This is a genomic window from Armatimonadota bacterium, from assembly GCA_031460175.1.
Taxonomy (GTDB): Bacteria; Sysuimicrobiota; Sysuimicrobiia; order Sysuimicrobiales; family Sysuimicrobiaceae; genus Sysuimicrobium; species Sysuimicrobium tengchongense.
Genome location: JAVKGW010000001.1, coordinates 504387 through 526114, shown reverse-complemented (window position 1 = coordinate 526114; position 21728 = coordinate 504387). Strand labels below are relative to the sequence as shown.

Below are 21728 nucleotides of genomic sequence, written 5' to 3'. Positions count from 1 at the left end.
GGGCTACACCGCGCTCCAGGTTCCGGATGGCCTCCAGGGCCCGGGAGCCACCTGTTGGACATCCACCCGTGTCGTCATGGCGTCTCCTTCCTTCTACCGCGGAATTCCCCGGACCAGCATGACCGCGAGGGCCAGGATCGCGAGAACGAATACGGCGTTGAGGCGGCCGAGCCAGGCGGCTCTTCGTCGCAGGGCAAGGGCCTTTCGCACATCCGGGTTCCCGTTCCGCATCAGACGCGTGCTCTGAGGCCCCAGGTAGAAGTCGTGGACGGCGCTGAGCAGGACAGCGGCCAGCACGAATCCCAGCTTCCACGCGAGCACCTGCCCGAAAGGGCTTTGCCACAGCCGTCCCGTGACCACGCTCTCCCAGGTGACCCCCCGGTACGCCAGGTTCACCACACCCGTGACCACCAGGAGCACGATGCACGTCCACGCCACCGGTCGGAACCGCTCCCCCACCCGGGCCACCAGCTCCGCCCGGTGCCGATCCTCGAGGTCTCGCAGCACGGGGATGGCCACCAGGGCCAGGAACAACATCCCGCCCACCCACACCACCGCGCTCAGGAGGTGCACGTACACGCTCAGGTGGTACATCCCGAAAGCATTCTATCCGCCCTCTCCGGAGGGCTCTTTGTCCCCCGTCAAGGAGAGGTCCTCCGCGATCTCCACCAGCGCGTGGGGAATGCGAATCACCAGCCGCTGCCGTCCGGCGAAGACGATCCCCTGCCGCTCCCACCGGCTCAGGATTCGGCTCGTGGTGAAGAGGGTGGTGCCCGTTAAGTTCGCCAGGTCTTCCCGAGAAAGCGGAAGGTCGATGAGGATCCCCTCCTCCGTCCGGCGCCCTGCCTGCCGCGCCAACCGCAGCACCGCCCGCGCCACCCGCCGCTCCACCCGCTCGGAGATGAGCTCCTGGACGCGCTCCTGCAGCTCCTCGATCCGCCGGGCCTGCAGCCGGAGGAGGTTAAGGGCAACTCGCGGGTGTCGGAGGAGGAGTCGCTGCATCGCCTCCCCGGACCACCCGAGCACCATGCTGTCCTCCAGGGCCTCCGCGGAGACGGGATAGCGGGCTTCCCCCAGGGCCGCGATCCCGCCGAAGAACTCTCCCGGTGTGAGGATCCGGTGGATCACTGCCCGGCCATCCGGGAATACCTGCACCAGGCGCATCCGCCCCGCCTCCAGCACGTAGGCGTGCGTGGCCGGATCTCCTTGGGAGAACAGCACCTCGCCCCGGCGCAGCATCCTCGACCGGGCCGAGGTCCGGACGCTCCTCAGCTCCTCCGGGGTTAGCCCGTGAAAGACCGGGCAGCGGGCCAGGACCTCCACGCTCACACCCTCATGGTGGGGCCGGTGACCTTTTCAGGGCAATGCGTTTGCGCGAGCGCAAAGACAAAGCCTAAGAAATCCGCTGAACTGAAGACGACATGGAGGTGCGCAAGGACGAGATCGTGGAGACGTTCCTCCGGCGAAGGCCGCAGGCGGTGCGGGTGTTCTTGCGCCACCGCATGGCCTGCCCGGGATGCGACCTCGCCCCCTTCGAGACCCTGGAAGAGGTGGCCCGGGTGTACCGGCTGCCCCTGGAGATCTTCCTCCGGGAACTCGCACAGGAGGGAAATGATGTCCATCGTGACCTACCTGCTGGGTGAGCACGGCGTGCTGTACGCCCTGCTGGACCGGGCCGAGGAGCTGGCGCCCCACGCGGGCCTCGAGGAGCTGCGGGCCTACCGGGACCTGCTGGCGGAGGCGATCCGGTCGCACGCGCAGGTGGAGGACGAACTGCTCTTCGAGCCGCTGGAGCGGGAAACTCCCCGGGCGGAGGCCGCGGTGCGCGGGATGCGGACCATGCACGACGACATCGACGGCGCCCTGGACGAACTCGGCCGCACGGGCGACCTCCAACGCGCCCGCCAGCAACTCCTCAACGTGGCCGGGCTGGCCAAACAGCACTTCTTCGCAGAAGAGGAGGCGGTCTTCCCGATGGCCGAGCAGGAGCTGCCCGCCTCTGCCCTGGAGGGACTGGGCCGCGACTACCTGCAGCGCCGCGGGCTGCTGGGGATGGGGAGCCATGTCTGAGTCGCCTCAGGAGTCTCTGCCGCAAGTCGCCGGAGGCCCGGGAGAAGCGGCCGGGGCGCTGCAGCGCCAGGTATGGGAGACTCTGCGCGAAGTGGTGGACCCTGAGCTCGGGATCAACATCGTAGACCTGGGGCTCGTGTACGACGTGACGGTAGAGGACGAGACGGTGCGCGTGGCGGTGACCATGACCACGCCCGCCTGTCCCCTGCACAGCTACGTGCTGGACGCCATCCACTTCTTCCTGCGTCGGGACGTCCCCTGGGTCAGGGAGGTGGACGTGCGGCTCGTGTGGGACCCGCCCTGGCACCCGGACATGATGTCTCCGGAGGCCAAGCGGCAGCTCGGCTGGGAGGGGTGAGGTGGAACTCAAGGACCAGGTGTGGGAAGTCCTGCGCGGAGTCCGGTATCCAGGCTACACCCGGGACATCGTGTCGTTCGGACTCGTCCGCCGGGTGACCGCGCAACGCGACGTGGTGGGGGTGGCGCTGGCGGTGGCACACCTGGCGCCGGAAGTGCAGGAGGCGCTGGAGCGGGAGGTGCGCCGCGCCGTCCTGGGCCTGCCCGGGGTGCGGGTGGTGGAGGTGGTGCGGGTCGCCCCCGCCGGGGGTCGACAGAACGCCCCTCGCTCTTCGCCTGAGGTACCCCTCGCGCGCCGGGCGGTGGCGGTGGCCAGCGGCAAGGGCGGGGTAGGCAAGTCCACGGTCACCACCAACCTGGCGGCGGCCCTCGCCCTTGAAGGACTCCGGGTGGGCGTCCTGGACGCGGACGTGTACGGGTTCAGCATCGCCCGCATGCTGGGCGTCACGGATCGTCCGGAGGTGCGTGGTGGCCGGATCGTCCCCATCCAACGCCGCGGGATCCAGGTCGTGACCATGGGGATGCTGGTGGACGCCGGAGAAGCGGTGATCTGGCGGGGCCCCATGCTGCACAAGGCCCTGCGGACCTTCCTGCACGAGGTGGCCTGGGAGGACCTGGATGTCCTCCTCCTGGACCTGCCGCCCGGGACCGGGGATGTGGCCCTGACCATCGCGCAGGAGCTCCTGTACGCGGAGTGGCTAGTGGTCACCACCCCGCAGCCCGCAGCCGTGGAGGTGGCGCTGCGGGCCGCGCGGATGGCCGAGAAGGTGAACCTCCGGGTGCTGGGGGTGGTGGAGAACCTCTCGTGGTACCGGCCCCTCCCGGACGGGCCCGTCGTGCACCCCTTCGGCCGCGGCGGAGGTCGGGAGGCGGCCCAGCGGCTGGGCGTACCGCTCCTGGCGGAACTGCCCCTGGACCCCGCGGTCCGGGAGTGCGCGGACCGGGGAGAGCCTGTGGTGTGGGCCCGGCCGGAGCTTGAGGTATCGGCGGTGTTCCGGGACCTTGCACGCCGAGTGCGTCCGCAGGAAGTCCGTGTCAGCACCGTCCACGCGTGAGGAGGTGAAATCCATGAGCCGTCTCGGTGAAGCGTTCCGCACCCACCACCGCCAGCTCCGGGACCGCCTCGACCGCCTAGCTCAGGACGTGGCCCGTGACCCGCAGCGGGCGGACCTCGATGGCCTAGTTCGGTTCCTGCGGGAAGAGCTGCTCCCCCACGCCCGTGCGGAGGAACAGCATCTGTACCCCGCGGTGGCCCCGCTCCTCCGATTGTACGGGGACCCGACCGCCACCATGCGGATGGACCACACCTTCATCGAGGAGCACGTGCGGCAGGTGGAGGCGGCTGCGGCGGAGGCCCAGCGGGGCGCGTTCCACTGGCCCGACCGGCTGCGGCGGGAGGTCCTGGGGCTTGCGGCCCTGTTCCAGGCCCACCTGGAGAAGGAGGAGCGGGTATACCTGCCCCTGGTGGAGGCCCACCTGTCCGAGTCGGAGCAGGACGCCCTGCTCGACGCCATGCACGAGCAGCCCTCGGCCTCCGCGGAAGCCGCCCTGGGCCGCGTGGTGGACGTGCGGCGGCTGCCGCCTCCGCAGCGTCACCCGCTCATCTTCCAGACCTTCCACGCCCTTCGGGCCGGGGAGGCCTTCGAACTCGTAAACGACCACGACCCCAAGCCCCTGTACTACCAGTTCGCCGCGGAGCTGCCCGGGCAGTTCACCTGGGAGTACCTGGAGCAGGGGCCGGAGGTGTGGCGTGTCCGCATCGGCAAGCCCGCGGTCTGAGGCTGCTGCCGCGCGAAGGGGGGCCCGGGACGCCCCGGCCCGGAAGCTGGCCCGGGCTCCCCTCCTTGCAGCCGGCGCCGTCTCCCTCCTGGCGGGCATGTGGGCGGGACTCCGTCGGGCCGGATGGGACGTGCCGCTCGCCTTCGGCATGGATCTCGCGGACCACGCGGCGCTGATGGTGAGCGGGTTTTTGGGGACGCTCATCGCCCTGGAGCGGGCCGTGGCGTTGCGCCTCCCGTGGACCTTCCTCGCCCCGGCCCTGTCTGGCCTTGCGGGCGTGGGGCTGCTGCTCGGCCTTCCCCGCGCGTTCTCCGTTTTGCTGTTCGCCCTCGCCGGCGGAGTGCTCACGCTCGGGTACCTGTACGTCCTCCGCCTGCAGCCCGCCACCTTCACAACCGCCATGGCGGCGGGAGCCGGGGCGTGGCTTCTGGGGACCCTTGCCTGGGGCGGAGGGCTCCCTGCGGCCACGTGGACCACGGGCTGGGCGGCCTTCCTTGTGCTGACCATCGTGGGGGAACGGCTGGAGCTGAGCCGCCTCACCAGGCTTCCGCGCGCCGCCTGGACCGCCTTCTCGCTCCTCGTGGCCGCGCACGGTGCGGCGGTGGGGCTGTCCGTTTTCGAGCCCTCCTGGGGGTTCCGGCTGGCCGGTCTGGTGTTCGTGGGCTGGGCGGTGTGGCTGGCCCGCCACGACGTGGCCCGCCGCACGGTGCGGACTCCTGGCCTCCCGCGGTTTGCCGCGGTGGGCCTGCTGACCGGCTACGGGTGGCTGCTGGTGGCGGGGCTGCTGTGGGCTGCTGGGCCGACCCTGCCCGCGGGGCTGCGCTACGACGCACAGATGCACGCGCTCTTCCTCGGCTTCGTGTTCTCCATGGTGTTCGCCCACGCGCCCATCATCTGGCCCTCGGTGCTGGGCGGAGAGATCCGCTTCTTCCGCCGCTTCTACGCGCACCTGGGCCTGCTGCACCTGTCCCTGCTCATGCGGGTCGGCGCGGACCTCGCGGGGTGGGAGGATGGCCGCCGGTGGGCGGTGGTGCTGAACACCGTCGCCATCGTGATCTTCCTGGTGAACACCGCGGTGGCCAGCCGCCCGAGCTCCCCAGCGGCCCACGGGCGCCGCTGAAAGGACGCGCTACCGCCACCGTCCCTCCCGCAACTTGGGGACCACCTTCCCGCGGTCCTGTCCCCGCCACAGGCACGGCCACGAATCCCTCCTGCTGGAAGCGGACGTGTTCCCGGTACGCGGTGACCACGGGCTGAGCGTGGTCCACCACGGGCTGCCTCCTTCTACCGGGACAGGCGCCGCCGCAGGGCCAAGTGCTTCACCTCGAGGATGGCCCGGGCCACGTCGATCCCCCGCGGGCACGCCTGCGTGCAGTTCTGGATCGTCCGACAGCTCCACACCCCCACAGCCGGTCCAGCCGCGCCAGGCGCGCGTCCGTGGCCCGGTCCCGGCTGTCGAACAGGAACCGGTGCGCCGCCACGATGGCGCCAGGTCCCACGAAGGCCCCGTTGCCCCAGAAGATGGGGCAACTGGACGTGCACGCGGCACACAGGATGCACTTCGTGGTGTCCTCGTACCGGGCCCGCTCTGCGGGCGTCTGGAGCCGCTCCCGCGCCGGCGGCGGCTCGGGGTTCACCAGGTACGGCATCACGGACGAGTACTGGGCGAAGAAGGGCTCCAGGTCCACCACGAGGTCCTTGATCACCCGGAAGGCGGGAAGCGGGGCCACCGCGATGCGACGGCCCAGCTCCCGCACCAGGGTCTGGCAAGCCAGGCGGTTGCGGCCGTTGATGAGCATGGCGTCGCTCCCGCACATCCCGTGGCCGCAGGAGCTTCGGAACGCCAGGGTGCCGTCGTACTCCTCCCGGACCCGCCGGAGCAGGTCCAGCACCCGGTCAAAGGGCGCCGCCTCCAACTTGTACCCGGCCCACCACGGGCGGCTATCGCGCTCCGGGTTGAACCGGCGGATCCGCAGCTCGACCCTCACACCCGCAGCGCCGTGCGTTCCTCCGGTGGGGCGGCCGGTACTGCCCGGCGCAGGAAGAACCGGTAGGTCCGCCAGAGGAGTCGGTACCGGCCCACCACCCGCTGGTCCAGCACCTCGTAGCCGTTCTGCCGCGCCCACGCGGGCAGCTCCCACCACGACATGGGGTCGGTGCTGAGCAGCTCCAGCACCTGCCCCGGCTCCAGCGCCCTCAGGGCACGCTGCACGTGCACGAAGCCCGCACACGGTTTGCCCCGGTTGTCCAGGGTGCGCGCGGGTCTCGGCAGGGCGTCCTCCAAGTCCCGCAGGTTGCACATGCCCCGCACCGGCGAGCAAGCCCGCCACAGCGGACACGTGATGAAAATCCCGATCAGGATCACCAGCGCTCCGGCCTTCACGAGGATCACCCGACCCACCCACGTGCCCGCCAGGTAGGCGAAGCTTCCTCCCGCGTACGGGACGGCCTGCAGTACACCGGTGACCGCCAGCGTGGGGAGCGCTACCCGGACCGTCCACCGGAACCGCTCCAGCTGCCGGGCCGCGGCCACCACCACGGGCACCCGGGGGTCCTCCTGGGCCGCGGGGATGGCCGCCCACAGGTTCCACGCGGCTCCGCCCAGCCACAGGCCGAACGCCACCACGTGCGCGCTCCGCAGGCCTGCCGCGGCCGCGTTGCCCGGGACCTGGAGGGCGGCGTCCAGCGCCCCGGTCCCCGCCAGCAAGCCCGCGGAGCTTACCAGGAGAACCCAGCGCCGGCCGTCGCGCCAGCCGCGCGTCCGGTGCCGCGGGCACAGCGTCAAGGAGGCGGTCAGGACTGCTACCGCCGCCACGAGGACTTCCAGGAGTCCCACAAGCCAGCTGACCCCGGGGCGCGTGAGCCACAGGAGGTGCAAAGAGCTGACCACCAGCCCGGCTGCGGCAGCCGGCAGGATCCGCAAGAACCGCTCGGCCTCCCGTCGCGCGAAGCGGTCCACGGCCTGCCGATCCCTGGCCTCGGGCTCCTCCCGCACGAACGCCGCCCACCACAAGCTCCCTCCCGCCACCACGGCGGCAGACACCAGGTACGCCCACCGCAGCAGCACCACGGCAAAGCCGGCTCCGTGCGTGCCCACGGTGATGGCGGTCCCCGCGAGCGACACCCCGAGCAGGACTCCGAACGCCACTCTCGGAAGCAGGTGGCGGTTCGTGAGACCCAGCTCGACCTCCGGGAGAGGGCTCGGCCGAAAGGCTCCCTGGATCCGGACGCCCATGCCGAGTTCAGCATGTGACGTACGCGGGGCTCCGTCTTTGCCCTGCGACAAACATGAGGCGAGCAGGACCGCGTCCGCGGACGTCGAACCGCTCCTGCGTGCGGCTGACCCTCCGCCGGGCGAACGCCGTCCTCGCCGCCGTGGTGTTCGCGAGCGCCGTGGCCCTTGCCTGGGGCACGGTGCAGACCTACCGACACCTGCCCCCCCTCCCTCGGGCCTTCACTAGGTCGGACGGGACGGTGCTCTTCACGGACGCCGACATCCGGGTCGGGCAGCAGGTCTTCCAGCGCCGGAACCTCATGGGCTTCGGGACCCTGTTCGGGAACGGGAGCTACTTCGGGCCGGACTACGGGGCCGAGTACCTGGCGTTTCTCCGGGACCACCTGGGCGAGCGCCTGTCCCGACAGGCCTTCGGGCGCCCCTTCCGGGATCTGGCGGGGGAGGAGCGGGAGCGGGTTTTGCTCCGCGTCCGCACCCTCCTTCGGGCAGCGCGGCTCGACGCCGACCGCGTCCTACTGCCGCGGCAGTGGGCCGAGGCGCACCGCGCCTTCGAGCGGTTCTACCGGCAGCGCTTCGTGGACGGAGACCGGGCTTGGGGAATCGCCCGCGGCACCCTCCAGCCCGAAGAGGTAAGGCCCCTGGCGGCCTTCGTCGCGTGGGCGGCCTGGGTTTCGCTGGCGCCACGTCCCGGGTCGGACGGCTCGTACACCAACAACTTCCCGCCCATGCCCGACCTCGGCCTGGTACCCACCCACGAAACCGTCCTGTGGACCGCGTGGTCCGTGGGGTGGTTCCTCGTCCTGGCCCTCCTGGTGGTGCTGGCCTTCGGGGCCGTGGACCTGGCGCCCATCCCCGCGCTTCCCGCCCTGGAAGAGCAACGTCAGGAGCCGCCGGGCTTTTTGGCCCGCGTGAGCCTGCTCCTCGTGGGCGGCTGCCTGGCGGTGTTCTTCGTGCAGACCCTGGCGGGCGGCTACCTGGCGAACGCCTACGCCTCCCGCGAGGACTTCTACGGGCTGTTCTCGAGACTGGGGCTCGAGCGGATGGCCGTCCTGCCCTTCCAGGCGGTCCGGTCCGCCCACACCGCCATGGCGGTGGTCTGGGTGGTGGGCCTGTGGATGTCCGCCGGTCTGTACGTGGCCCTGCTGCTGGGAGGTCGGGAGCGCCCCTGGCACCGGACGGCCACGTACGTGTCCGTGGCCGTGCTCGTCCTTTCCGTGGCCGGCACCCTGCTCGGCGTGTACGCCAGCGTGCGAGGGTGGGTCCGGTCTCCCCTCCTGGGCAGCGAGGGGACGGAGTACCTGGAGATGGGCCGGCTGTGGCGGGTCGGGATCGCCGGGGGATTCAGTCTGTGGGTGGCCATCCTCGCCAGCGCGCTGCGCGGCGCCGCAGTGAGGTGGAGACCCCTGCTGCACGTGCTCGTCTGGAACGGGGTCGGGATCACCGCGGCCTTCTACGCCAGCTTCGCCTACCGACCCGCGAGCCACTGGGTGGTGGTGGACTTCTGGCGGTGGTGGGTCGTCCACCACTGGGTGGAGGGGATCTTCGCCTTCTTCCAGATCCTGGTGCTCGGGTGGTTCTTCGCGGGGCTGGGGCTCGTGAGCCGCGAGGACGTGACGAAGAGCCTGTATCTGGAGGGCGCCCTGGTGCTGCTGGCGGGCTTCCTGGCCATCGGGCACCACTTCTGGTGGGTGGGGGAGCCGCCCCTGTGGCTCGGAATCGGAAGCGTCTTCAGCACCCTGGAGGTGCTTCCGCTGTTCTTACTGCTCGCCACCGCCCTGCGGGCCTGGCGCCGGGGGATCCATGTCCCCGCCTCCCTCCGCTGGCCGCTGCGGTTCTTCGTGGCCAGCGCTCTCTGGCAGTTCGTCGGCTCCGGGGTTCTGGGCCTGCTCATCAACTTGCCCGTGGTGAACTACTACGAGCACGGCACCTTCCTCACGGTGGCCCACGGACACGCGTCTTTCCTGGGGGCCTTTGGATTCGTGGCCGTGGGCATGGGGTTGTACGCCCTGCGGCATGCCTACCCGGAGGGGTGGAGCGACCGCACACTCGGAGCGGCCTTCTGGGCCCTCAATCTGGGCCTCTCCCTCATGGTCTTCCTCAGCGTGACGCCCGTGGGCGTCCTCCAGCTCCGCGAGGCCGTCCAGGCCGACTACGCCGCGGCCCGCGCCCTGACGTTCTACGAGCGACCCGACGTGCGCCTTTTCAACAAGCTGCGCCTGCCGGGGGACGCCCTGGTGATCCTGGGAAGCGCCCTCCTGCTGGTCGCGACGCGTCCCGCGGTGCGGGGGCTCGGGCGGACCCGTCGCGTTTGAGTCGGTCGCTCCAGCCTGCGTCCCTTCGAACGCCGGCCTTTCTTCGCGGTGCGTTCCGACGTATACTGAGGTTGTACGCAGCGGTTTCCGGCGACCGCGGTCCGGACTTCCCAGTGTCCGCCCCTGTGGACGTGACTGGGCGGGTGCAACGCATCGCGCGGTGGTGGCGGGCGCCACTTCCTCAGGTGAGCGGGTTCGAGGCCACCCGCTACCTGGCCAAGTGGATCGTGCTCGGTAGCCTCATCGGCGTGGTGGCGGGACTCGGCGCGGTGGCCCTCAGCGCCGGGATCCGGGGGGTGACCGAGTTGTTCCTGGGCCGGTGGGTCGGCTACCTCCCGCCCGCGCCGGTGGGCGAGGGCCGCACGGACTTCCTGCCCATGGCCCGGCCGTGGCTGCTGCCCCTCGTTACGGGCCTCGGCGGTCTGCTGTCGGGCATCCTCGTGTTCCGCCTCGCGCCGGAGGCGGAAGGACACGGGACCGACGCGGCCATCGACGCCATCCACCACCGTGGGGCGCGCATCCGCGCCCGGATCCCCCTCGTGAAGCTCGTGGCCTCCGCCATCACCATCGGGAGCGGCGGGTCCGGGGGTCGTGAAGGACCCACCGCCCAGATCTCCGCGGGGTTCGGCTCCCTGCTGGGCCGCTGGCTGAAGCTCTCCCCCCAGGACCGCCGCATCGCGGTGGTGGCGGGCATCGGAGCGGGCGTGGGGGCCATCTTCCGCGCTCCCCTCGGGGGCGCGGTGATGGGCGCGGAGGTCCTGTACACCCACGACCTCGAGGTGGAAGCCCTGCTGCCGAGCCTGATTTCCGCCATCGTCGGCTACACGGTCTACGGCGTCATCACCGGCTTCGAACCCCTCTTCGGCCCGCACCTGAGGGTCGGCCTCGGTTCCCCTCTGGAGCTCCCGTACTACGCCCTTCTCGGCCTCCTCTGCGGCGCGGTCGGGGTGCTGTACGCGCGGACCTTCTACGCCGTGGCGGACGGGTTCCGGAAGCTCCGCATCCCCGCCATGCTCAAGCCCGCCTTGGGCGGTGTGGCGGTGGGGCTGCTGGGCCTGGTCGCCCCTGCGGCCCTCCACACGGGCTACGGCTGGGTGCAGGAGGCGATGGACCGGGGGCTTGTGTCCGTACCGCTGCGGCTCGTCCTGCTCCTGCCCTTCGCGAAGATCCTGGCCACGGCGCTGTCCATCGGCTCGGGGGGCTCCGGCGGCGTGTTCGGCCCCGGCATCGTGGTGGGAGGGCTTGTGGGCGTGGCCCTGTGGCGCCTCCTGCACGGGGCGCTGCCGCACGTCCCGGCAAGCCCCGCGCCCTTCGTGATCGCGGGCATGATGGCCCTGTTCGGCGGCATCGCCCACGCGCCGCTGGCCGTGATGCTCATGGTGGCCGAGATGACGGGCAACCTGTCCCTGCTGGCACCCGCCATGATCGCGGTGGCGGTGGCCACGGCCCTGGTGGGCGATGGGACCATCTACCGCAGCCAGCTGCTGGACCGCTCCCACGCGCCCCTGCACCGGGTGCGCCTGGCCTTCCCCCTTCTGGCGTCATTGCGAGTCCAAGACGCCATGCAGCCCAACGCGCACGGTGGGACCTCCACGGACGTCGCCGTGCGACCGGACCAGCCGCTCGACGAGGCCCTGGCCCAGCTCCTGGAGGCGGAGCAGGTGCAGGCGCCCGTGGTGGACGACGGACGGGTGGTCGGCGTTCTGCACGCGCGGGACGTCCTGCGGGTGTACCGGGAGCTCGCCCAAGCCGGGATCCGCATGACCCCCTTTCCACCCGGGCCATCCCGATCCCTGGAGGCCACCGTGCCCACCGGCTCTCCCCTGGTCGGGCACACCCTTCGGGAAGCCGGGCTTCCGCCGGGCGTCCTGGTGGTGGCGATCCTCCGCGACGGGGAGGTGATCTTCCCCAAGGCGGACACCGTCCTGCAGGCGGGCGACCGTCTCACGGTCCTCGTGGACCCCGACAACCCCGAGGTCTGGAACCGCTGGTGGGAACGGCTGGGACACGGACTCCGGGAGCGCTGATCACCCCTCCCCGGCGGCAGGAACCCTCCTCACGCTTCGAGAAACCCACCGGCACCGTCCAGATCGATCGGCCGTGCTTGCGGAGGTGGTCATGGACCCTCGCTCCGAACTTCGCTGGCTGGCGGACCGCCTGGAACGCACCTACCGGGAGGGGAACTGGGCCGGCCGGGGCCTGGCCGCCGCCCTGGACGGCGTCAGCCCAGTAGAAGCGCACTGGCGCCCCCTCACGGCCCAGCGCACCATCGCGGAGCTGGTGGCCCACGTGGCGTACTGGTGCAGGTGGACCGCCCACCACCTCCGGCCCGACCGGTACCCACACCCGGGGTCGGACTGGCCGGAGGTGACCCGGACACCGGACGCCTGGGAGCGCCTCCGCGCGGAAGTCGAGCAGGCGCACGCGGACTGTGCCGAAGCGATCCGTAGCGCCGACCCCGCGCTCCTGGACACCCCGGCCCCCGACGACTCCGCCCCGTGGCGTGAAGCCCTGGTGGACCTCGCCACCCACACCTCCTACCACGCGGCCCAGATCTTCGTCCTGCGCCGCTGGTACGCCACCCAGGAGCTGGCCGTGTAGATGGTAGAATGAAGCGGGCTTGGTCCCGCCCGTGAGGCGCTGGGTGCGGGCTCGATTCACTCCCGCGGCAGGTGCCCGCCTGCCCCCGGCTCCTGACCGGCTGATCGGTCGGGAGGAGGAGCTGGCTTGTATCCGGTCCCTGCTGCTGCGAGACGACGTCCGGCTTCTCACCCTCACCGGAGCCCCGGGAGCCGGGAAGACCTGCCTCGCCCTTCAGGCCGCCTCAGACGTGGCAGGAGCGTTCCCGGGCGGAGTGGTGTTCGTGGACCTCGCACCGGTCACCCAGCCCGTACACGTCACCCGGGCCATCGCCCACCAGCTGGACGTCCGTCTGCGCGGCGGTCCGTCCACCGTCCGATTGCTCGTCCAGGCGCTGGCTGACCGCCACCTCCTCCTGGTGCTGGACAACTTCGAGCACGTGCTGGAGGCGGCGTCAGACGTGGCCGCGTTGGTGGACGCCGCGCCTGCCCTCAAGGTCCTGGTGACCAGCCGGGAGCCCCTTTGCCTGCGCAGGGAGCGCCAGTTCGCGGTTCCGCCGCTGCGGGTCCCCGACCTGAGCCGCGCCTCCGACCCCAAGGCGGTGATCTCGTCGCCCGCGGTCATGCTGTTCGTGGCCCGCGCCCAGGCGGTGGACCCGACGTTCGCGGTGACGTCCGCCAACGCCCGGGCGGTCGCCGAGATCTGCGTGGGCCTGGACGGCCTGCCCCTGGCCCTGGAGCTGGCCGCCGCGCAGGTGAAGGTGCTCTCCCCGGAGACGATCCGCGAGCGCCTGGACCACCGCCTGACGCTGCTCCGTCGGGCGGCGCGGGACCTTCCGGCGCGACATCGGACGTTGCGGGCCGCCGTGGGGTGGAGCTACTCCCGGCTGGAACCAGGCCAGCAGGCCCTCTTCCGGCGCCTCGCGGTGTTCACGGGCAGCTTTCCTCTTGAGGCAGCCGCGGCCGTGTGCGCGGACCTGGCGGTGGACGTGCTGGAGGGGCTGGCCTCCCTCGTGGACAAGAGCCTGCTGCAGCGGGAGGAGGACCTCGGGGACACCCCGCGCTTTCGCATGCTGGAGACGCTGCGGGAGTTCGCCCTGGAGCAGCTGGCGGCCACCGGAGAACTGGACTCGGCCTGGCGGCGCCACGCCGACTTCTACCTCACCCTGGCGGAGCGGGCTGCGCCCGCGCTCACCAGCCCGGAACAGGGGCGGTGGCTCGACCGGCTGGACCGCGATTATCCCAACATCCGCGCGGCGCTGGACCGGGCGCGTCAGGCCAGAGACACTGCGCTGCTTCCCCGGTTCGCCGCCGCGCTGTGGCGCTTCTGGAACGTCCGGGGCTACTGGATGGAAGGACGCGCCTGGACCGCGGCCGCGCTGCCCTTGGTGCCCGCGGACCCGACGGCTCTGCGCCTGCAAGTCCTGCACGGCGCATCGGTCCTTGCCTGGCGGGCCCGCGAACACGCGGAGGCGACCGCCCTGGCCGAGGAGGCCATCGTCCTCGCCAGGCGGCTGAAAGACGGCCAGGCTGAGGCGCACGCGCTGCGGACCCTGGCCCTCGTGGCCCGGGACCGGCGCGAGCTGGCGCGGGCCCGGGAGCTGGCCGCCCAGAGCCTGGCGCTCTTCGAGGAGCTTCAGGACCGACAGGGGACGGCCACCGCGGCGCGGCTGCTGGGACTGGTGGCCCTCGAGGCGGACGATTTCACGAGCGCCCGACAGCCCTTTGAACGCAGCCTCGCCCTCTCCCGGCAACTCGGCGACGACCGCGGAGCGGCCTGGTCCGCCTACGGCCTGGCCGCCGTGGCCCTGGCCGAGGGCGAGCTCGTCCAGGCCGCGGCCCTGGGCGAGGCGTGCCTGCGGGCGTTCGAAGCGCGCACAGAACGGGACGGCATCGCCCAGGCGCTGGTCCACCTGGCCCGCGTCGCCCTGGCGCACCGCGACCACACCCAGGCAGGGCGGCTGCAGGCCGAGGCCCTGCACCTCCGCCGGCAGCTGGGGGAGCCGGTGATGATCGCCTCCTCCCTGCGGGAACTCGCCGTAGTCGCGCAGGACGCGAACGAAGACCAGCGCAGCCTGGGCCTTTACCGGCAATCCCTGGAGCTGTTCGAGCGGGCCGGCGACCGGCTCGGGGTCGCGCGGTGCCTGGAAGGGATGGCGGTGCTGGCGGCAGAGAACGAGCAGGCAGAGCAGGCCGCGCGGCTCTTCGGCGCTGCCGAGGCGCTGCTCGACCGCGTCGGCGTCGTCCGGCGGCCCGGCTGGTTCCCGGCAAACGTACGTCCCGACCGACTGGCGCACGCCCGTGCCACCATAAAGGAGCACCTCGGACCCGAAGCCCTCAGGCGCGCGGCTGCCGCCGGGGCAGTCCTTCCCCTGAGCGTTGCGGCAGCCGAGGCCATGGGGGTGCGCGTCCGCCGGACCGTCCCGCAGGCCGGACCGGCGCGGGCCGAACCGCTCACCCCCCGCGAGCTGGAGGTGGCGAGTCTCGTGGCCCTGGGGCTGTCGAACCGCGAGATCGCCCGGCGCCTCTTTATCAGCGAGCACACCGCCGCCACCCACGTCCAGCACATCCTGGGCAAGCTGGACTTCTCCTCCCGCGCCCAGATCGCCACCTGGGCCGTCCAGCAGGGGATCAAACCGCCGGCGTGAGAGTTCCGGTCGGGGCGGCACAGGACACCCGCCAAATACTGAATCCTCGTGATGCCGCCTGCGGCCCGGCAGCCTTACGATACAAAGCGACGCCTGGAGCCTCGTGGCCATCGAGTCCGAGAAACCGGCAACGCCACCGCTAGAAGGCGCGCGGTACGGCTCAGTTGGAGCGGCCTGTCACTATGAGGACGGCACATTCCTGGTGGCCGACGCCGGGGCGAAGTGCGCCAAGACCAATCTCGGTTGAGATTGCACGAGGGTCATGAGGAGGTGCACCCGTGCGTACAGCACTCCTGGTGAACGGCGTGTGGACCGCGCTGGCGGGCATCGTACTGTTCTTCCCGTCCATCGGTGCCGCGGTGTTCGCCTACCCGATCAAGGACCCCGCCGTCACTTCCGGCTGGGGGAGCTCGCTGATCGTGATCGGGACGCTGGCCTTCCTGGCGTCCCAGGACACCGAGCGGTATGGCCGCCTGGCCTGGGTCTTCGCGGGAGGACTGCTGCTGACGACGGTGGACCTCCTCTATTTCTGGCTCACGGGGGCCTACACGGCACGCACCGTTCTGCCTCCCATCGTAATCAACCTGGTGCTTGTCGTCTGGATCTGGACGTCCCGTCCTCGCGCGTAGGAGCCCGTCAACCCCAATAGGTCTGCCAGCCGGAGGGACCCCGTCGCCCGCGAGGAGCAGGACGCGGGCCACGTACCGTTCGGGCTCCCCCGCGGGCCGGTACACCTCCCCGGTGCGGGCATACGGATCGATCAGGACCCCGATTCGTGCGCCGTTCCGGAGGTACGCACGCCGTGGGACTCACCACCAGCCTCCCGTCCGCGGTGCGCTCGAGCTGGTAGCCTGGGTTGCGCTCCGAAAGCGGCAGCAGCTCCTCGTCCGTCACCGGGCGCAAACGGTACCCTGGGGCGTTTCCAGCCCGCCGGATCCGGGCAGCCGCCCCGGCTTGCGCTCAGGGATTCCTGCTCCTGCCGCACCCGGATCCGGCGCCCGCCACCACCGAGGCGATCCGACCGGTAGATGGCCTGGGGACTCCTCACCGCGCCGGCGCCGGGACCGCCCGTCAAATCCTCACCCGAATACTGATTCCTGGGGATTCGGCCGGTGCGGCGGTGGGTTTAGTTTCACCTCTGGCTGTACACAAGACAGTGGAGGTCACCGATGACAACCGACTCCCTGTGGTTTTTGGACACCCTGGTTACCGTGCGGGTCAGCTGGGCGGAGAACGCCGACCACATCTCGGTCCTTGAGCACCGGGCCCCTGCAGGGGACTCCCCACCCCTGCACGTGCACCACACCGAGGACGAGGTCTTCTGCATCCTGGAAGGGGCCCTCCGCTTACACGTGGGCGGGGAGGATCGGACGGTAGGTGCCGGACAGGTTCTGCTCGCGCCCAAGGGCATCGCGCACACCTACCGGGTCGAGTCGCCCGACGGCGCGCGGTGGCTCACGGTCACCGCGCAGCGGGACTTCGAGAACTTCGTGCGGGCGATGGCGCGGCCCGCCCCGCGTCCTGAACTGCCGCCTCCGTCCGGGCCCCCCACCCCGGAGGCCGCAGAGGCACTCATGGAGACCGCACGCCGGTTCGGGATCGAGATCGTGGGACCGCCCCTCGGATAGCGGCGCCGTGCCCGATCCCTAACCCGTGGCCCGAGGTGTCTCCGCCGGGCAGGTCCGGATGCCCAGGAGTCCATAGAGGGGGCAGTAGCCCACCGCCGCGGTGAGCAGCGCCACCGCGGCCGCGAACCCGGCGATCCAGACCCAGACGCCTGTCGTGCGGAAGGCCAGGATCGCAAGGACTACGCCCAGGACGGCTCGGAGGATCCGATCCACACGCCCCACGTTCCGCATCCTCGTTCACCTCCCTCCTTCCTGAACCGGTGGCCGCATGGCCCGCAGGGCCGTCACCAGGACCTCCAAAGCCGCGGCCACCTCGGGACTGCGCAGCAGGTCCCAGGCTTCCATCAGGCGCAGAGGTCGGGACCGTCCCACCAGCGTGTCCAGCTTCTCGTTCACCGCTTGCGGGGCGTGCATGGCTGCCCGGAAGAAGGGCTCGTAGCGCACCTGCCCCACCGCACCCAGCAGCATCATGAGGTTGGCCACCATGGTCATGAGCTCGGGCCGGGTGGCCGCGTTGAAGACCTCGTCGAACTCCTCCAGGACTCCATCCACCACGGCCAAGAGTCCCGTGCGGTGAAGTTTTCCGAGGACCTCCAAAAACTGCACCACCGCGTCCGCGTGCTCGCCGAGCTTCTCCAGCATCCGGTCCAAAACCTGCACCCGAGATTCCTCCATCCGAGTCCTCCTACGCGCCGAACAGGCTCGCAAACCACATGCGCTCGAACCCCACCTTCACCGCCCGAAATAGGCGCATCCCTCCCAGCAGCCGGCAGTCCGGATACGGGGAGCGACCGTACAGCTTATCCGTGAAGTCACACCACACCGCAGCCCCCATGTATCCCGTGTCCATCACGCACACCCCCACCATGTTGTACAGCTCGCCTAGGTAGGCACCCCGGATGCGGTCGAGGATCTGGCTTGCCACGTGATCCGCCTGGAAGTGGGCGAACACCCCGGCCATGCCCAGCCCGATGGTGGGAGCCACCACATCGCCGATCCCGAATACTTCAGGATAACGCGGCGAGGCCATGCTCGGCAGCGTGACGTCCATGTAGCCCCCGGGACCCGCGAGGGGAGAGGTGCGTACGGGATCGGGCGGCGCATGCGGCGGAATCAGGATGGCCAGGTCGTACTCCAGGGCCCGGCCGTCCGACGCACGCAGCCCGCGGCTGTCGGGATCGTGCTCCGCGAGCTGGAACCCACCCTGGAACTCCACCCGGAACTGCTCTAAAAACCTACAGAATCCCTCCACCATCAGGGGACCGAAGGCCTCCATGGGCTGCTGCCAGGGGTGGATCACGGTGATGCGGGTGCGGTCGGAGATGTGGCGCTGGTCCGCGAGGTACCGCAGCAGGAAGGCCACCTCGAAGGGCGCGGGTGGACACCGGTAGGGCCACTCCACAGGGCCCACCACCACGTGCCCGCCGCGGAAATTCCGCAGTCGCTCCCGCAGCCGCACCGCGTGCTCCAGCTCCCATGGCCCTTCGGACCCCTGCGTGCGAGGGTCCTCCCGCAGCACCGCGCCCAGGGCCACGATGAGGAAGTCGTACGTGAAGCTCCCCGCATCCGTCTCCACCGAACGGGCATCCGGGTCGATGCGGGTCACCGTGGCCTGGACCACCCGGGTGCCGTGCCGCGCCTCCAGCAGCTTCAACGGGCGCCGCACCGCGTCCGGCTCGCGCTTCCCGGTCATCACCCACAGGTAGCTGGGCCGGTACTCGTGCCAAGGATTGCGGTCTATGAGCACCACCTCTACTTCCCCCGGCCGGGACCAGTCCGCGAGCCGTTTGGCGGCCACGACCCCTCCGCTTCCCCCTCCCAGGATCACCACTCGTTGCATGGTTTCCTCCTCATTACCGCACCACCAGCGTCCCGTGCATCCCCGCCTCCCTGTGCCCGCTCACCGTGCACTCAAAGGGGTACGTGCCCGGCCGCAGCTCGAGCTCCAGGGTCGCCTCCTTCTTGGGCGCGATGTACTCCGTCTTCTTCCCGAGGCCCGGGATGGAGAGATCATGGGGGATCAGGCCCTCGTTGCGGACCACGAGCACCATCCGGCCCGCGGGCACCTCCAACCGCGCGGGCTCGAACTTGAACTCCCGCAAGGTCACCTCCACACGCTGGACCGCGGGGGCGGGCTCAGGGGTGGGAAGAGCGCCCCCCGTGGTCCGCTGGGCACCGAGCTGTATCGCCACCGCCACCACGCCGGCCAGGGTGAGGAGCGCCACAAACCAGGTGTAGCGGATGAGGACGCGGTCAAGCGCTTCCATTCTCCCCTCCGTGTGCCGTCTGAGCGACCCAAACAAAAGCGTAGGCCTGCGTTGTCCTGCGGTCCATCGGGCCCAGGCCGGATGCGGGATCCGATCCGAGCCCGATGCGAATCGCACGGCCTCGATTCTTCCCCCGCTCCCCACCCCGCTTCCCTCCGGTCGCCCCCCGACCCGGAAATCGGACCCCGGACGGATCCCGCGGAGACGCCGCCCGAAGTAGGCTGGAGCCGGAGGTGATGGAGATGGCACGGAATCCCCAGTACTTCGAGGATCCACCCTTCGTCCGGGCACTCCTGAACAGCACCCGGTTCGCGTGGGTTTGGCTGCTGTTGCGGCTGTGGTTGGGCTATGAGTGGATCGAGGCCTCCCTGCACAAGATCACGAACCCGGACTGGGTGGTGACCGGAGCCGCGGTGCGCGGGTTCTGGGAGCGGGCCATCCAGATCCCTCCTCCGCCGGCCCGGCCGCCCGTGGCTTTTGACTGGTACCGGGACTTCCTCGCGTGGCTGCTGAGCATCGGTGCGGAGGGCTTCTTCGGCAAGCTCATCGCGTATGGCGAACTGGTGGTCGGCATCGCCCTCGTGCTGGGCGTGTTCACCGGAATTGCGGCCTTCTTCGGGGCCTTCATGAACTGGAACTTCATGATGGCGGGGACGGCCAGCACCAACCCCATGATGTTCCTCGTCTCCATCCTGCTCATCCTCGCGTGGAAGGTGGCCGGATATTACGGCCTGGACTACTGGCTCCTGCCCGCCCTCGGGACCCCGTGGAGGCCCGGGCGCGTGTTCCGGCCTGCGGAGCAGACGAGCTAGGGAGGAGGTGAGGCCATGAAGGTCGCCCGTCCGCCCATCCGGCTCGTGGCCCGGGATGTGATGACCTCTCCCGTGGTCACCGTCCGGCCCGATACCCCCATCAAGGAGGTGGCCCGCCTCCTCCTCACCCACCACATCAGCGGCGTCCCCGTGGTGGACGAACACGGTACGCTCGTGGGCATCCTCACCGAGGCCGACCTCCTCTACAAGGAGCTCCCCGAATCCCCAGAGGAAGGAGGCCTCCTCCGCCTCCTCCGCAGAGGCCAACTCGCACACGCCGAGCGGAAGTCCGAGGGCCTCCTGGCCCGCGACCTCATGACCTCCCCGGTCATCACCATCACCGAAAATACCCCCCTCCGCGAGGCCGCCGCCCTCATGACCCGCCACCGCATCAACCGCCTCCCCGTGGTCCGAGACGGCCAGGTCGTCGGCATCCTCAGCCGCGCAGACGTCCTCAAAGCCCTCACCAGACCCGACCACGAACTCCTGGAGGCCGTCCGCAGAGCCTTCCTCGAAGAACTCTGGATCGACCCCACCCGCCTCCGCATCGAGGTCCATGAGGGCGTGGTCACCCTCGAGGGAGAGGTGGAACGCCGCTCCGATAAGGAACTCGCCGAACGCTGGGTAGCCACCATCGACGGCGTCGTCCGCGTGGAAAGCCGCCTCACCTACCGCTTCGACGACCGGCAGGTCCGCATGGAGTCCTGGCCAGGGGACCCGTGGCGGTTCGTTCCCCGCTAGCGCCCGGTCGCTCTCCTGAGGCGACCCCCCGGTCCCACCCCGGGCAGGGGCTTGGGGATTCCCCACAGGGCGGCATTCTCCGGTACCATCATGGGGAGGGAAGGATCGGACCGGAGGCCCGGGTGGAGACGGCCCGTCAGGTGGCCATTTTTCGCAGCATCGCGGAGACCCTGAACCGTTCCTATACGCTCCGGGAAGCCCTGGACGCGGCCTTGCGCCGCATCCTGGAGCTCCTGGACGTGGAGGCGGGCTGGATCTTCCTCCACGGTCCCAACCCCGGGGAGTTCTACCTGGCCGCGGACGTCAACCTTCCCGCCCCCCTCGCGGTGGCCGGCAAGCGCCGAATGACCGGAGACTGCCGGTGCCTCACGCAACTGCGGGAGGGCACGCTACGGGAGCCCGTGAGCGTCATCGAGTGCCTCCGCCTGGAGCAGGCCCTGCCTCATGCCCCTGAACGCCATCGTCATGCCTCCGTCCCCCTCGTGGCCCAGGACGAGACCGTGGGGATCCTCAACCTCCTGCTCCCACCCGGGCGCACCTTCAGCGAACAGGAGCTCGACATGCTGGAGGCCATCGGGCATGAGCTGGCGGTCACCATCCAGCGGGCGAAGCTGTTCGACCAGGTGCGGGAACAGGAACGGGTGCGGCGGGAACTGCTGCAGCGGTTGCTCGTGGCTCAGGAGGAGGAGCGCCGCCGCATCGCCCGGGACCTGCACGACCACGCGGGTCAGATCATGACCGCCCTCATCATCCAGCTCAGCCAGCTGGCGGCCCAGGCGGAGGCCACCGAAAACCCCCTCGCGCCGGCCCTCCACCGCCTGCACGAGGTGGCCCAGGAGGGATTGGACGACCTGCGCCGGCTCGTGCACGAGCTGCGGCCCGCGGTGCTGGACGACCTGGGCCTGGGGCCCGCGGTCCGGTGGTACGTGGACACGTACGTGATCCCCGCCGGTCTTGCGGCCCACGTGGAGATCCATGGGCTGAACAACCGGCTTCCCCCGGACGTGGAGACCGTGGCCTTCCGCATCGTGCAGGAGGCCCTCACCAACGTCCTCCGCCACGCCCGGGCCCGGGAGGTGCGGGTGCGGCTGGACCGGCGAGGAGAGATGCTCCTGGTGATGGTGCGGGACGACGGGGTGGGCTTCGATCCCGAGGAGGTAGACCGTCGCAGCTTCGGGCTCGCGGGGATGCGGGAGCGGGCGGAACTGGTGGGGGGGGCGGTGCAGATCCTCTCCGTACCGGGGGTCGGGACCACGGTGCTCGCCCGCCTGCCCGTGGGCGGAGCATAGGCATCCGGGAG

At 70.6% G+C, this 21728-nt stretch carries 22 protein-coding genes and 1 pseudogene; 15 read left to right on the top strand and 8 right to left on the bottom strand.

What is annotated here, in order from left to right; translation table 11 throughout:
- Nucleotides 1-93: 93 nt before the first annotated feature.
- Nucleotides 94-594, bottom strand: a complete 501-nt coding sequence (locus QN206_02685; GenBank protein MDR7613713.1) for a DUF4149 domain-containing protein — start codon at nt 592-594, stop codon at nt 94-96.
- 12 nt (nt 595-606) lie between these two features.
- Nucleotides 607-1329 carry a Crp/Fnr family transcriptional regulator gene (locus QN206_02680; GenBank protein MDR7613712.1) on the bottom strand — a complete coding sequence of 241 codons (723 nt, stop codon included), beginning with the start codon at nt 1327-1329 and terminating at the stop codon, nt 607-609.
- A 92-nt stretch (nt 1330-1421) separates the two neighbouring features.
- Between QN206_02680 and QN206_02675 the strand changes: the two genes are divergently transcribed.
- From QN206_02675 to QN206_02650, 6 genes are read left to right on the top strand one after another with little or no spacing between them, the layout of a single operon-like run.
- The gene (locus QN206_02675; GenBank protein MDR7613711.1) at nt 1422-1643 is read left to right on the top strand and encodes a DUF1858 domain-containing protein; all 222 of its coding nucleotides are present in this window, start codon (nt 1422-1424) and stop codon (nt 1641-1643) included.
- Entirely contained in the window at nt 1615-2070 is a 456-nt protein-coding gene (locus QN206_02670) for a hemerythrin domain-containing protein (GenBank protein MDR7613710.1), read from the top strand. Before QN206_02675 ends, QN206_02670 begins: the two co-directional genes overlap by 29 nt.
- Nucleotides 2063-2428, top strand: coding sequence for a metal-sulfur cluster assembly factor (locus QN206_02665; GenBank protein MDR7613709.1), 366 nt, complete (start codon nt 2063-2065; stop codon nt 2426-2428). Before QN206_02670 ends, QN206_02665 begins: the two co-directional genes overlap by 8 nt.
- A 1-nt stretch (nt 2429) precedes the next feature.
- Entirely contained in the window at nt 2430-3482 is a 1053-nt protein-coding gene (locus QN206_02660) for an Mrp/NBP35 family ATP-binding protein (protein MDR7613708.1), read from the top strand.
- A 13-nt stretch (nt 3483-3495) separates the two neighbouring features.
- Nucleotides 3496-4206, top strand: coding sequence for a DUF2249 domain-containing protein (locus QN206_02655; GenBank protein ID MDR7613707.1), 711 nt, complete (start codon nt 3496-3498; stop codon nt 4204-4206).
- The gene (locus QN206_02650; protein ID MDR7613706.1) at nt 4178-5326 is read left to right on the top strand and encodes a hypothetical protein; all 1149 of its coding nucleotides are present in this window, start codon (nt 4178-4180) and stop codon (nt 5324-5326) included. Before QN206_02655 ends, QN206_02650 begins: the two co-directional genes overlap by 29 nt.
- Before the next feature lie 164 nt (nt 5327-5490).
- Here the strand turns inward: QN206_02650 and QN206_02645 are convergent.
- Nucleotides 5491-6194: pseudogene (locus QN206_02645) on the bottom strand (succinate dehydrogenase iron-sulfur subunit).
- Nucleotides 6191-7441, bottom strand: coding sequence for a sulfurtransferase TusA family protein (locus QN206_02640; protein ID MDR7613705.1), 1251 nt, complete (start codon nt 7439-7441; stop codon nt 6191-6193). The pseudogene QN206_02645 and the gene QN206_02640 overlap by 4 nt, the downstream one beginning before the upstream one ends.
- 98 nt (nt 7442-7539) lie before the next feature.
- On the opposite strand from QN206_02640, the gene QN206_02635 reads away from it, so the two are divergent.
- The 6 genes from QN206_02635 (at nt 7540) to QN206_02610 (ending at nt 16608) form a co-directional block, all read left to right on the top strand.
- Nucleotides 7540-9753 (top strand): cbb3-type cytochrome c oxidase subunit I, encoded by a 2214-nt coding sequence (locus QN206_02635; protein MDR7613704.1) that lies wholly within the window; start codon nt 7540-7542, stop codon nt 9751-9753.
- A 131-nt stretch (nt 9754-9884) separates the two neighbouring features.
- Entirely contained in the window at nt 9885-11780 is a 1896-nt protein-coding gene (locus QN206_02630; protein ID MDR7613703.1) for a chloride channel protein, read from the top strand.
- 91 nt (nt 11781-11871) lie between these two features.
- On the top strand, nt 11872-12354 hold the full coding sequence (locus tag QN206_02625) for a DinB family protein (GenBank protein MDR7613702.1): 483 nt from the start codon (nt 11872-11874) through the stop codon (nt 12352-12354).
- Nucleotides 12355-12397: 43 nt separating this feature from the next.
- Nucleotides 12398-14980 (top strand): tetratricopeptide repeat protein, encoded by a 2583-nt coding sequence (locus QN206_02620; protein ID MDR7613701.1) that lies wholly within the window; start codon nt 12398-12400, stop codon nt 14978-14980.
- A 278-nt stretch (nt 14981-15258) separates the two neighbouring features.
- Complete coding sequence (locus tag QN206_02615; GenBank protein MDR7613700.1) at nt 15259-15609, top strand: hypothetical protein; 351 nt, start codon at nt 15259-15261, stop codon at nt 15607-15609.
- 540 nt (nt 15610-16149) lie between these two features.
- The gene (locus tag QN206_02610; GenBank protein ID MDR7613699.1) at nt 16150-16608 is read left to right on the top strand and encodes a cupin domain-containing protein; all 459 of its coding nucleotides are present in this window, start codon (nt 16150-16152) and stop codon (nt 16606-16608) included.
- Between the two features lie 18 nt (nt 16609-16626).
- On the opposite strand, the gene QN206_02605 is transcribed toward QN206_02610, so the two are convergent.
- Genes QN206_02605 through QN206_02590 form a run of 4 tightly spaced genes read right to left on the bottom strand, consistent with a single transcriptional unit; the run spans nt 16627 to nt 18875 of the window.
- On the bottom strand, nt 16627-16839 hold the full coding sequence (locus QN206_02605) for a DUF2892 domain-containing protein (protein ID MDR7613698.1): 213 nt from the start codon (nt 16837-16839) through the stop codon (nt 16627-16629).
- A gap of 6 nt (nt 16840-16845) precedes the next feature.
- Nucleotides 16846-17283, bottom strand: coding sequence for a hypothetical protein (locus QN206_02600; protein ID MDR7613697.1), 438 nt, complete (start codon nt 17281-17283; stop codon nt 16846-16848).
- 10 nt (nt 17284-17293) lie between these two features.
- Entirely contained in the window at nt 17294-18448 is a 1155-nt protein-coding gene (locus QN206_02595; protein MDR7613696.1) for an FAD/NAD(P)-binding oxidoreductase, read from the bottom strand.
- Between the two features lie 13 nt (nt 18449-18461).
- A complete protein-coding gene (locus tag QN206_02590; GenBank protein MDR7613695.1) occupies nt 18462-18875 on the bottom strand; it encodes a cupredoxin domain-containing protein in 414 nt (137 codons plus the stop codon).
- A gap of 242 nt (nt 18876-19117) precedes the next feature.
- Between QN206_02590 and QN206_02585 the strand changes: the two genes are divergently transcribed.
- The 3 genes from QN206_02585 (at nt 19118) to QN206_02575 (ending at nt 21717) form a co-directional block, all read left to right on the top strand.
- Nucleotides 19118-19687, top strand: a complete 570-nt coding sequence (locus QN206_02585; protein ID MDR7613694.1) for a DoxX family membrane protein — start codon at nt 19118-19120, stop codon at nt 19685-19687.
- A 15-nt stretch (nt 19688-19702) separates the two neighbouring features.
- Entirely contained in the window at nt 19703-20428 is a 726-nt protein-coding gene (locus QN206_02580; GenBank protein ID MDR7613693.1) for a CBS domain-containing protein, read from the top strand.
- Between the two features lie 122 nt (nt 20429-20550).
- On the top strand, nt 20551-21717 hold the full coding sequence (locus tag QN206_02575; protein ID MDR7613692.1) for a GAF domain-containing sensor histidine kinase: 1167 nt from the start codon (nt 20551-20553) through the stop codon (nt 21715-21717).
- Nucleotides 21718-21728 lie beyond the last annotated feature (11 nt).